At 62.8% G+C, this 12,362-nt stretch carries 8 protein-coding genes; 7 read left to right on the top strand and 1 reads right to left on the bottom strand.

What is annotated here, in order from left to right; translation table 11 throughout:
• Positions 1–83 precede the first annotated feature (83 nt).
• On the top strand, positions 84–359 hold the full coding sequence (locus C8J98_RS06545) for a hypothetical protein (protein ID WP_107912065.1): 276 nt from the start codon (positions 84–86) through the stop codon (positions 357–359).
• Between the two features lie 39 nt (positions 360–398).
• Here the strand turns inward: C8J98_RS06545 and C8J98_RS06540 are convergent, their stop codons facing one another.
• A complete protein-coding gene (locus C8J98_RS06540; RefSeq protein WP_158272625.1) occupies positions 399–2,276 on the bottom strand; it encodes a prolyl oligopeptidase family serine peptidase in 1,878 nt (625 codons plus the stop codon).
• A 143-nt stretch (positions 2,277–2,419) separates the two neighbouring features.
• Between C8J98_RS06540 and C8J98_RS06535 the strand changes: the two genes are divergently transcribed.
• From C8J98_RS06535 to C8J98_RS06510, 6 genes are all read left to right on the top strand, one after another.
• Complete coding sequence (locus tag C8J98_RS06535) at positions 2,420–3,727, top strand: acetamidase/formamidase family protein (RefSeq protein ID WP_107912061.1); 1,308 nt, start codon at positions 2,420–2,422, stop codon at positions 3,725–3,727.
• 93 nt (positions 3,728–3,820) lie between these two features.
• The gene (gene tal, locus C8J98_RS06530) at positions 3,821–4,891 is read left to right on the top strand and encodes a transaldolase (RefSeq protein WP_107912059.1); all 1,071 of its coding nucleotides are present in this window, start codon (positions 3,821–3,823) and stop codon (positions 4,889–4,891) included.
• A gap of 164 nt (positions 4,892–5,055) precedes the next feature.
• Positions 5,056–8,445, top strand: coding sequence for a response regulator (locus C8J98_RS06525; protein ID WP_199229832.1), 3,390 nt, complete (start codon positions 5,056–5,058; stop codon positions 8,443–8,445).
• Positions 8,442–9,284 carry a CheR family methyltransferase gene (locus tag C8J98_RS06520; RefSeq protein ID WP_107912055.1) on the top strand — a complete coding sequence of 281 codons (843 nt, stop codon included), beginning with the start codon at positions 8,442–8,444 and terminating at the stop codon, positions 9,282–9,284. The genes C8J98_RS06525 and C8J98_RS06520 overlap by 4 nt, the downstream gene beginning before the upstream one ends.
• A gap of 1 nt (position 9,285) precedes the next feature.
• Positions 9,286–10,887, top strand: a complete 1,602-nt coding sequence (locus C8J98_RS06515) for a response regulator (protein WP_199229831.1) — start codon at positions 9,286–9,288, stop codon at positions 10,885–10,887.
• Between the two features lie 218 nt (positions 10,888–11,105).
• Positions 11,106–12,224 carry an acyltransferase gene (locus C8J98_RS06510; RefSeq protein ID WP_107912053.1) on the top strand — a complete coding sequence of 373 codons (1,119 nt, stop codon included), beginning with the start codon at positions 11,106–11,108 and terminating at the stop codon, positions 12,222–12,224.
• Positions 12,225–12,362 lie beyond the last annotated feature (138 nt).

Raw genomic sequence — 12,362 nt, 5'->3', positions numbered from 1 at the left:
AAACCGGCCTGTTGCCGGTGATGTCGAACGACTTGGCACGGCCATTGCTGACACGGAGAACCACCCAACAAAGGCTTTCGCAAATGACTACGATTGGTTCGTCCACCAGCGTCAATCCGATGCCCGCGATGCACGTTCGCGGCGGCGGCGGGCATGGCGGCCACGGCGGAAAGGGTCTGCTTTCCACCGATGCCGACACGACAACGGATCCCTTCACCGACAGCCTGACCGCTGCGACGTCGACCACGGCGGACCCCGCGACCGCCGCGGCGGCAACGTCGACGACGGCGGCTACGGCGGCTTCGGCCCTGAGCTCGACCGTGGCGGCACAGCTGCAGAACCTGCTCGGTATTGCCTGATCGAAAATGCCGCCCAGGAGAACCCTGGGCGGTCTTGCTTCATTGCGTATTGGCGTCGAGAAACGCGAGCAACCGTCCCCAGAAGTCGAGCTGATCCTTCTCTACCGCCAGCCCGTGGCCTTCGTACTGGTATTCGACGTATTGCGGCTCGTGTCCTGCCTTCGTCATCGCCTTGCGCATCTGGCGTGCATGATCCACAGGTACCCGGCCGTCGGCGATGCCATGGGCGAGAAGCACTGGAATCGTGATGTCCGTGGCGTGGTCGCTCGGCGAGCGTGACGACAGCTGCACCTTGTCGGTGCCGAGCACCGTGCGCAGATAAGTCATCCCGTAGTTGCTGCGAAAGATGTCTCCCCACGAATACAGCTTGTTGAGGTCGTAGACACCTGCCAGACCTGCTGCGCAGCGATACAGAGACGGTTCGCGCAGTGCGCCCATGAGCGCGGCATAGCCGCCGTAGCTGCCACCGTAGATACACACACGGTGGCCATCGGCCAGGCCTTGCGCCACTGCCCACCGCGTCGCGTCCGATACATCGTCCTGCATGGCCGCACCCCACTGGCCGTAGCCTCGGTGCATGAAGTCCTGTCCGAAGCCGGCCGACCCGCGGAAATTGATCCGGAGAACGGCGTAGCCATGCTGGGCGAGGATCTGGGTGTCCTCGTCGTAGCTCCACTTGTCGCGGATGAAGAACGGACCGCCATGCACCATGACGACCATGGGCGGCAGTTCGGCCGTCGGCTTGGGCAGGGTGATGAAACCATGCAGGATCAGGCCGTCGCGCGCCGTGACGTTGATGGTCGTGGTCGGCATCTGGCGCGCCGGATCGACCGCCGGCCGGGCGCGAAACAACAAGGCGCCGTGGCCCGACGCCCGGTCGATCAGATAGAACGACCCGGGGTCGCGGTCGCTGATGGTACGAACGATGAGGTGCTCGCCCTTGGCATCGGCGCTGGTCACCTGCACCTGTTCGCCGGGGAACGAGGTATTCAGCGCCTTACGCCAGACCACATCCGGGTCGGCATCGTTCCAGAAGCGGGCCGTCGGTGCGCCTGGACCGAACCAGGCTCCGATCGGCTCGAGTCCGTCGCTGGACATGATGATGTCCAGCGGGTCGGATACCTTGTCCTGCAGGAGTGTCTTACGCGCGCCGGTGGCGAAGTCGTAGGAGTCGATGCTGTCCGGGGCGGCGGCGTGTTCAGTCAACAGGTACGCGGTGCGGTTGTCGCGCGAGATGCCCGCCGGCACGACGTAGACCGCGCTGTTGGCACTATCGTTGAGCGGCTTCCAGCTGTCGTCGTCGCCATGCACGAGCAACTGTTGACGCGCGTTCTTGTCCATTGCCCTGGCAAAGCGAACCTTGCCTGCGTGGTCCAGTGTCATGACGGCGTCGGCGATGGGCGAGGAGGCTACCGGGGTGCCATCGCGCAACAAGTGGTCGGTGTCGACGCGGCTGATCTTTGTCTTGCAGTTGCCTTCCCCGTCGTATCCGGCACAGGAAACCACCAGGACCTCGTGGTCGTTGCCTTCGATCAGGCCAGCGAAGCGAACGGGCAGGGGCTTGGGATGCTTCTCGCCGAGCGTGACCAGGAAGAGGGCGGGATCGACGAGGGCTGCCTCATATCTTTCGTCGGCGACGTTCGCGCCGACGACCAGCACTTTCGGGCCCACCCAGGTCAGTTCGGTGACTTCGCCGCGCTTGCCCGGCAACACCTGGTATTGGGTTTCCATGGTTCGTCGGTCGAGCACGGAAACAATGGTGCCGTCCGGCGTATGCGAGGACACGGCAAGGTGTTCGCCGTCCGGCGAGATCATGGCCGCTTCGAAGTCCGCGCGGCGCAGGAGTTGCCGCGTGGTGTCGTCCACGGCAGGTGGGGCCACGGCGGTTGCCAGGCCCAGCAAAAGACTGATTAACATCCGCTCCCCCCGGTTCCGGATGTCACTAATATGCGACGCCGCCAGAGGGCTGTAAAGGGAGGCCGTCTTCTGGCCCATCAGCCACATGTGACCCGGCACAACGCGCTGCTAGGCTGAGCCTCCAGCTTGCCTGAAGGACCACCATGCTCCGTCGCCTCGCCTTGATCGGTGTGTTTCTTCCCCTGTCCGTTCATGCCGGCGAGTCGCCGGTGGAGAACTGGTTGCTGAAGACCGATATGTGGGGCAATACCGCTTACCAGAGCCTCACGCTCAGTCAGGACGGCAACGTCCTTAGCGGCACATTCGATGGCGACAAGCTGGTGGGAACCCGTCAGGGCAACCGCCTGGATTTCACTGTCACCGATTCGGATCAGGCGACCTACCGCCTGAAAGCCACGGTCGACGGCGCGGGCATGGTGGGTATAGCGGACGATCCCGACACCAATGCCCCGGGCAAACGCGTGACTCATGCATTTACCGGGAAGCGCTTGCCTGCGCGGCCGACTGGGTCGCCCAAGGTCTACACCTTCACCCCGAAAGACTATGCCAACGAGTTCTCCGCCACCCGCGCGCCTGTGCTCACCGTCTGGCCGGGCGACAGCATCCACACGCGGACGATCGACTCCGGTGGCGTGGACGAGAAGGGCAATACCGTGGCGCTGTTCGGCAATCCCCAGGTGGGTCCGTTCTACGTCATGTCGGCCGAACCGGGCGATACGCTCGCCGTCCATATCAAGCGTCTGCGTCTTAACCGGGACTATGCGGATAGTCTCGACAGCATCGTCGGGCCGGCGCTGGGGCAATCGCTCGCCGGTAAAGCCCAGGAACTGGGCAAGCCGGTACGGTGGAAGCTGGATCTCGCCAGGGGACTGGCTGCTCCGATGAGTGCGTCGCCGGCGCTGGCGAGCTACAGCGTTCCGGTGCGGCCGATGCTTGGCGGCATGGCCGTGGCGCCGGGTTTCGGTTCGCCCGCCATGTCCACGGGCGATACCGGTCGGTCCGGCGGCAACATGGACTTCAACCAGGTCGTCGAAGGCAACACGGTCTACCTGCCGGTGTACCAGCCGGGCGCGCTGTTGTACTTCGGCGACGCGCATGCCCTTCAAGGCGATGGCGAGACTTCGCAGTACGCGCTGGAGACATCCATGGATGTCGAGATCACCGTGGACGTGATCCACGGAAAAACAGTGCCGATGCCGCGCGTCGAATCGCCAACGCAGATCATGGCGCTTGGGCAGGCCGGCTCCATCGACGAAGCCACGCGCGCAGCGACCACCGGCCTGATCAAATGGCTCGCCCAGGACTACGGGCTGACGCTTTCCGAGTCGGCGCAGGTGTTGGGCAGCTCGGTCCATTACGCCGTCGCCAATCTCGCTGGTCGCAGCGTCGGCGTCGCCGCCAGCCTGGACAAAGCGTTGCTGTCACAGCTTGTGAAGCCGGCCCGACCGTAAGCCAGCGCCACGCCCTCGACACAGGTTTTTTCAATACGGCGTCCATGGCTTGGGGTAGCGTTTGCTGGCTTTCAGCCCCACACAGGACAGCTCATGAATGCGACCTCGAAGCTTCAGGAAATCGGCCAGAGTCTGTGGCTGGACAACATCTCCAGGAACATGATCGATACCGGTCTGCTCGAGACGTACATACGCGATTTCTCGATCACCGGCCTGACCTCGAACCCTTCCATTTTTACCAAGGCGGTTGCCGGTGGTTCGGACTATGACGCCCAGATCACCAGTGAGCGGGCGACGGGTGCGACGCCCGAAGAAATCGTGCTGCGCTTGATGGTCCAGGACCTTCGTCGCGCGGCCGACCTGTTCGCCCCGATTCATGAGGCGACCTCGGGCAAGGACGGATGGGTGTCCATCGAGGTGTCGCCTCACCTGATCAACGACGCCAAGGGCTCGCTGGAATGGGCACAACGGCTGCACGCGCAGATGGACCGGGCCAATGCCTTCGTGAAGATTCCCGGCACACGGCAAGGTGCCGTGGCTATCGAGGAGGCGATCTTCCAGGGCATCGCGATCAACGTAACCCTCTTGTTCTCGCGAGATCAGTACGTGGCCGTGGCGGAGGCATACATGCGAGGGATCGAACGGCGCATCCTCGGTGGCCTCGATCCGAAGGTACGTTCCGTCGCGTCAGTGTTCGTCAGTCGCTGGGACGCGGCCGCCGCGAAACAGGGACGCGCCGATCTGCGCAATCGCCTGGGACTGGCGGTCGCGGCGGACGTATGGGACGCCTATCAGTCCATCCTGGCCTCCGAGCGCTGGCAAACGCTGGCTACGGCCGGGGCGATGCCGCAGACGCTTCTATGGGCGAGCACCGGCGTGAAAGATCCCGAAGCCGACGACACGCTGTACATCACGGCATTGGTTGCGCCTGAGACGATCAATACGATGCCGGATGCGACGCTGCGTGCGTTTGCCGACCATGGAACGGTCAGCCAGGGCGGCACCCTGGACCGCGAGGCCGGTGCGGCGTTGCGGCGCGTAGCCACCGACGGTGGCCTCGACCTCGCTGTGCTGGCTGACAAGTTGCAGGTCGATGGAGGCGATGCCTTTGTTGCGGCGTGGGATGAGCTGTTGAAGCGTGTCGAGGGCAAGGTGACCGCGTAGATCCAGGCCCTTCGGTCGCTGCCTAACCAAGCGTGAAAACGGGGTGAATTAAGCCGGTCCGGAGCCGGGTTCCGAGCTGAGATTCGTACGCGGGGGAAACCATCTTGATTACGGTTTCCCGATGATATATTTACCCGCTACGACAGTTAACCAGCCTGGGCCCCATGACTTCGAAAGCACCCCGTGCGTCGCGTTCGCGCGCGATGGATCAGCGCACGTCCATTGCGCTGGTCGCCGTTATCGTCTTTTTCGTGGTCAGCGGCGTTCTCGCTTACGTGAACATACGGACCATTCGCGACGGCAATCAGAAGGTCATCCAGTCGCAGCATACGGTCGTCGCGCTTAGCGACATTCTTTCCAGCGCCCAGGACGCGGAGACAGGTCAGCGCGGGTTCCTGCTGACGGGGAACGAGCGGTATCTCGAGCCGTATCGCGCTGCCCTGGCAAGCATACCGGCGCGCCTTCAGTCCATAAAGGCAGCCACCCAGGACGATGCGGGTCAACAGGCACGCCTGAAGGAACTTACCGGCCGTCTGGACGACAAACTCGCCGAGCTCAAGGAGACGATCGAGTTGCGCCGAACGCGCGGTCTGGATGCGGCCCTGGCCGTCGTCAACAGCGATCGCGGGAAGGCCGCCATGGATGCCGTCCGGACCGGCCTGGGCGGGATGCAGGCGGAGGAACTGGCGCTGCGCGACAAGCGCGTCGTCGAGATGACTGCTGCCTATGGCAATGCGTTGACGAGCGGGCTTCTCAGCGGCCTGCTTGGCGTAGCGCTGACGGTGTTCGTCGCCGTGATGATCCGTAATGCATCGCGCACCCGAATACGCGCGACCTGGCTACAGGCAGGGCAGCTCGAACTGGCGGCCGTCATGGCGGGTGAGCAGGAGACGGAGACGCTTGGCGCGAACATCCTGTCGTTCCTTGCGCGTTTCGCCGATGCGCAGGCCGGGGTCCTTTTCGTCGGTGCCGCCAATGCTTACGAGCGTATCGGCGCTTATGGACTCGCCCCGGGCCATCAGGTCGTCGAGCGCTTCCTGCCGACCGAAGGCTTGCTCGGTCAGGCGGCTGCGGAGCGCAGGACGTTCGTCGTCAATGACGTGCCGGACGGGTACCTGGCCATCGGCTCGGCGTTGGGCCAGGACAAGCCGCGGCATCTCGTCCTCATGCCGACCGTGGTCGATGGTGAAGTCAATGGCGTGCTGGAACTCGGTTTCTTCAGCGCCGTGGACGAAGACGTCATTACCCTTCTCGAGCAGGCTTCCGCCGCCATCGGCGTCGCGCTCCGCTCGGCGACCTACCGCACCGACCTAAGCCGGTTGCTCGAGGAAACGCGCCGGCAGTCGGACTCGCTGCAGCATCAGGGCGAGGAGCTGCGGGCATCCAACGAGGAGCTCGAGGAACAGAGCCGCGCGCTCAAGCAATCCCAGCATGAGCTGGAGCAGCAGCAGGCCGAGCTGGAGCAGACCAACGCCCACCTGGAAGAACAGGCCAACCAGCTGGAATCGCAGCGCGACGACCTGGCCCGCGCGAATGAAGTGATCGAAAACAAGGCAAAGGAAGTGTTGCGTGCGAGCCGGTACAAGTCGGACTTCCTGGCCAACATGTCCCATGAATTGCGGACGCCGCTGAACTCGGCGCTGATCCTCTCCAAGCTGCTTGCGGACAATCCTCGCGGCAACCTGACGGAAGAGCAGGTCAAGTTCGCCCATACCATCCACTCGTCCGGCAACGACCTGCTTACGCTGATCAACGACATCCTCGACCTGTCGAAGATCGAGGCGGGTCACATCGAGATTCACGCGGAGTCGTTGTCCGTCGACCGCATGATCAAGGGCCTCGTTCCACTGTTCCAGCCGATCGCCGAGCAGAAAGGACTCACCTTCGAGGTATCAACGTCGGCTGGCTGCCCGCCCATCGTCGAGACCGATCGCCAGAGGCTGGAGCAGGTGCTCAAGAACCTGCTGTCCAATGCATTCAAGTTCACCGAGCAGGGCAGCGTGCATCTGCACGTCTCGTGCAACCGGCAGGGCGATTTCGTCTTCGCGGTGAGCGATACCGGCATCGGTATCTCGGCGGAGCAGCAGACGCGGATTTTCGAGGCCTTCCAGCAGGCGGACGGCACGATCAGCCGCAAATACGGTGGAACCGGCCTTGGCCTGTCCATCTCGCTCGAGTTGTCGCGTCTTCTTGGCGGCGGCATCGTCGTGGACAGCGAAGTCGGCAGGGGAAGCACCTTCAGCCTGACGATTCCGCGGCTACCGGGCGCCGTCCGGCTGCCAACATCCGCGGCTCCTGTGGTGGTCGAGGCCGCGTCCCCTATCGCACCCCGGATCCCCGACGACCGTTTCGAAGCCGCTGACCATCGCCGCTCCATCCTGGTCATCGAGGACGACGAGCGTTTCGCCGGGATCCTGCTCGAGCTTGCGCGCGAGATGAACTTCCGCTGCCTGATCGCCACCAGTGCCCAGGAAGCGCTTGCCCTGGCGAGGCACTACCTGCCGCAGGCGATCGTGCTCGATGTGGGCCTGCCTGATCAGTCGGGTCTCTCCGTCCTGGATATCCTCAAGCGTGACGTCCGGACACGCCATATCCCCATCCACGTCGTTTCGGCGACGGATCATTCCCACGCGGCACTTTCCATGGGCGCGGTCGGCTACCTGCTGAAGCCGGTCAAGCGCGCGCAACTGGCCGAGGTGCTGAACAAGCTCGACGCGAGGCTCTCGCAAGGCGTCCGGCGCGTGCTCGTGGTCGAAGACGACGATGTGCAGCGCGACGCCATCCGCCAGCTGCTCGCTTCGGCGGATGTCGAAACCGTCGCGGCGGCGACGGCGGCGGAGTGCCTGGAACATCTCAAGGGCCAGACCTTCGACTGCATGGTGCTGGACCTTTCGCTGCCCGACGCCTCCGGCTTCACGTTGCTCGAGACGCTGAGCGGGGAGGGCATCCATGCCTTCCCGCCGGTGATCGTCTACACCGGTCGCGACCTGACGGCCGATGAAGAGACGCGTCTTCGCGTCTACTCCCGCTCCATCATCATCAAGGGTGCAAAGTCACCCGAGCGCCTGCTGGATGAGGTGTCGCTGTTCCTGCACCAGGTGGTCACCGACCTGCCGCCGGAACACCAGCGGATGATCCAGGAAGCGCAGCACCGTGACGCACTGTTGGAGGGCAGGCGGGTGCTGATCGTCGAAGACGATGTACGCAACGTATACGCGCTGATCAACATCCTGGAGCCGCGTGGCTGCGTGCTCACGGTCGCCCGTAACGGCCAGGAGGCGATCGATGCCCTGCACAAGGCCAGTGACGGCTCAGGCAAGGACATCGACCTCGTGCTGATGGATGTGATGATGCCGGTGATGGATGGCCTGACGGCAACGCGCGCGATACGCGACGACCCTCGCTGGAAGAAGCTGCCTATCATTACGCTTACGGCCAAGGCCATGCCCGACGACCAGGAGACGTGCCTGCAGGCCGGTGCGAGCGACTACATGGCCAAACCCCTGGATGTCGACAAACTGCTTTCGCTGGTACGTGTATGGCTCGCGCAATGAACCTCGTCGAGAGCACGGTGGATCGCCTCGAGGCGATCGAAGTGGACCTTATCCTCGAAGCGCTGTTCCAGCGTTTTCACTATGATTTTCGTGGTTACTCCAAGGCCTCCATCACGCGACGCCTGAAGCAGTTGCGCGACAGGCTTGGCTACCGCACGCACTCGGCCATGCTCGAAGCGTTGTTGCACGATCCGTCCGTGGGGCCGCAGGTGGTGAGTTATCTGACCGTGCAGGTCAGTGAGATGTTTCGTGACCCTTCCTACTTCCGTGCATTGCGCGAGCACGTCGTGCCGCACCTGCGCACGTATCCGTCCTTGAAGGTATGGGTGGCCGGCTGCAGCAGTGGCGAGGAGCTCTATTCGCTGGCCATTCTTTTCCGCGAGGAGGGGCTGGACCAGCGAACGATGTTCTACGCCACGGACATCAACGCCGGAGCACTGGAGGCGGCCGCCGCAGGGGTGTACAACCTGGATCGCATCCGGGGGTTCACGGAGAATCACCAGCAGTCCGGCGGGCGTTCCTCGCTGTCGGATTACTACACGGCGGCGTATGGAAAGGCCTCGTTCGATCGTTCGCTGCGGGAGCGGGTCGTGTTTGCCGACCATAGCCTGGTCACCGATGCCGTGTTCGGCGAGATGCACCTTATCTCCTGCCGCAACGTGCTGATCTATTTCGACAGCACGCTGCAGGATCGGACCATCGGGCTTTTCAGTGACTCGCTCATACGCAAGGGGTTCCTGGGTCTTGGCTCGAAGGAAAGCCTCCGTTTTTCCGACCATGCTGGCGCTTTCCAGGAGTTCGTCCAGGAGGAAAGAATTTACCAGAAGCAGGATCTTTGACGTGGTTTCTCCCATCATCGGTAAGGACGCGGCTGCCATGAGTCCGGTTCATTTTCTTCTCGTCGACGACCTCGAAGACAACCTCGTCGCACTCGAGGCACTGTTGCGTCGTGATGACCTCGTGCTGCTCAAGGCACGCTCGGGAGAAGAGGCACTGGAGCTCCTGCTGGTCCACGATGTCGCCCTGGGCCTGCTCGACGTGCAGATGCCCGGGATGGATGGCTTCGAACTTGCCGAGCTGATGCGTGGCAATGAGCGCACGCGCCATGTGCCGATCATTTTCCTGACGGCGAGCAACACGGATAACCAAAGGAAGTTCCGGGGTTACGAGGCCGGCGCCGTCGACTTCATCCAGAAGCCCGTCGAATGGGACATCCTGCGCAGCAAGACGAGGGTCTTCTTCGACCTGCATCGCCAGAAGCAGCAGATAGCCGCGCAGCGCGACGAACTCGAAGCCTATGCCGAAACCCTGACCCGATCGGATCGTTACAAGGACCAGTTCCTGGCCATTCTTGCCCACGAGCTACGCAATCCGCTCACGCCGTTGCGGATGGGCCTTGACGTGCTCAGGGGCCAGCCGACACCTGAGAGGACCACACAGATCCACGGTGTCATGGACCGGCAGCTGGTGCACCTGGTGCGCCTGGTTGACGACCTGCTCGATGTCTCCCGGGTCAGCCAGGGCAAGATCGTCCTCAAGCGTGAAAAGGTCGAGGTGGCAGATATCATCCATGCGGCGCTCGAGGCGAGCCAGCCGTTCATTGACGGTGGTAACCACACCCTGCGGGTCAACACGGGGCCTGATGCGCTGTGGGTCAACGGTGACAAGACCCGCTTGACGCAAGTGGTCGGGAACCTGCTCAACAACGCGGCCAAGTACACGCCTTCGGCAGGCAGCATCACGCTGGACGCGTACCGCGATGCGCAGGATGTCGTCATTGCGGTTTCGGACAACGGCATGGGTATTCCGTTGACCATGCAGGCGAACGTCTTCGAGTTGTTCACCCAGGTGGGCGAACACCTGACCCGTTCGCAGGGTGGGCTCGGCATCGGCCTGGCGCTGGTGAAACAGCTTGTGTCGATGCATGAAGGGTCGATCGCTGTAAGCAGCGACGGAGAGAACGCGGGAAGTAGCTTCACTGTTCGCCTTCCGCTACTCATGCCGAGCGAGGACGAAGCCGCGGCGCGTGTCATTCCGGACACCGGCTTGAACGGTCGGGCGCTGAGGATCCTCGTCATCGATGACAACGCGGACATCGCCAAGACCATAGGCTGGCTGCTGAACGACATGGGACACGAGCACCAGCTCGTGCTCGACGGACGGACGGCCCTCGATGCCGCCCGTGATTTCCGGCCGGATGTAGTGTTGCTGGATATCGGTATGCCTTCGATCGACGGCTACGCCGTATGCCGCGCCTTCCGCGAGGATCCCGCCCTGGGGCATCTTCCCATCGTCGCGCAGACCGGGTGGGGGCAGGAGGCCGACAAGGCAGCAACCACCCGCGCAGGCTTCGACTACCACCTCGTCAAACCGGTCGGCTACGGCGAGCTGCAGCAGGCCCTCGCCTTCGTGGTGCATGCGGAGCAAGCCCGGGCAGGCTGAGGCATAACCTTCCAGCCTCTAAAGAGCACTCACCCTGTGGGAGCCGGCTATGCCGGCTGTGGGAGCCGGCTATGCCGGCGATCCCGCGGCAGCGGGCCAGGTTACGGCGGACCCAGCTGTCGTAGGAGCCGATTCATCGGCGATCCCGCGGCAGCGGGCCAGGTTACGGCGGACCCGTTTCGCCGCTGAAGCGGCTCCTACAGGAAGTGCCACATGCCATGAAGATCGTCTTTGCCAACCAGTTGCGAGCCATCGCGGCGCTGTCTGTCGTGCTGAACCACTACTGGGGGATCTTCTTCGTGCCAGCCGTGCTCGCGATCGTCGGGGTGCCCGCGAGCTTCGTCCCGTTGCAGCCGGCATACACGCGGCATGTCCTGGCGCCGGGGGCAGGCGGGTTTCTCTACGGCGCTTTCGGTGTCGCCGTGTTCTTCCTCATCAGCGGCTTCGTCATCCCGGTCAGCCTCAGGAATCTCTCGACCGGGCAGTTCCTCGTGCGGCGGTTCTTCCGCATCTACCCTGTGTACTGGTTCTGCCTGCTGATCAGCCTGGTCATGTACGTAGTCAGTTCCCGGTACTGGTCGACGCCACTTTCCGATCGGGTCACCTGGCCCTTCGTCACGCGCAATCTTCCACTGCTTCATAGCGCGGCGGGCATACCGTCGCTGGACTTCGTCTGCTGGTCGCTGGCCGTGGAGGTGAAGTTCTACCTCGTGTTCGCCTTGATCACCCTGATCGGGAAGAGCGCACACAAGGTCGTCATGCTTTCTATCGGGTTCCTTGCGCTGTGCTGCGTCGGCGCGTATGTCGCCACGCATGGCCTGGATCCGGGATCGTTCTTCTCGTACCTGATCTCGGATACGAAGTTCATGAGTTTCATGTTCCTCGGCTGCCTGTTCTATTACGTGCTTTACCACGAACTCGATGCGGTCACGGCGTTCGGTTACGGGCTGATCATCTTCGGTCTGTTCGTCGCGATCGGTTCGTTCTATGAACAGCAATATTTCGGGCCACTGGTAAAGAACTACACGTACGCCCTCGTACTTTTCTGGGTGTGTTACCTCGCAAAGAACCGATTCAGGAAAAACCGGATTCTCGATTTCCTTGCCGACATCAGCTTCCCGCTGTACCTGGTCCATTCGATGATCGGTTACGTGACCATGCCGATCCTGATCGACCAGGGCATGCCATACGGATTGGCGTGGCTCACGTGTGTCGGCGTGGCCGTACTTGTCGCCTGTCTTGTCCACACGTACGTCGAATTGCCTGTGAATGCCTTTGGCAAGAAGTTGACATTCGAAACTTCCTGCAGCAGCATGTGGCGAGGTTCGGACATCTAAACGTCCCGTCCCCCTGGACACATCGCGAGGCAACACCATCTTGATCCCGCAGCAGCTCACCCACACGCATTCCACGGCCGTCGCTTCGTCGATCGCTGCGTGTTGTTGTTGCCGCACTGCCTGATCCGCCAGCGCTAA

The organism is Luteibacter sp. OK325 (assembly GCF_003050935.1).
Lineage (GTDB): Bacteria > Pseudomonadota > Gammaproteobacteria > Xanthomonadales > Rhodanobacteraceae > Luteibacter.
This window is presented reverse-complemented; position numbering and strand designations above follow the sequence as displayed.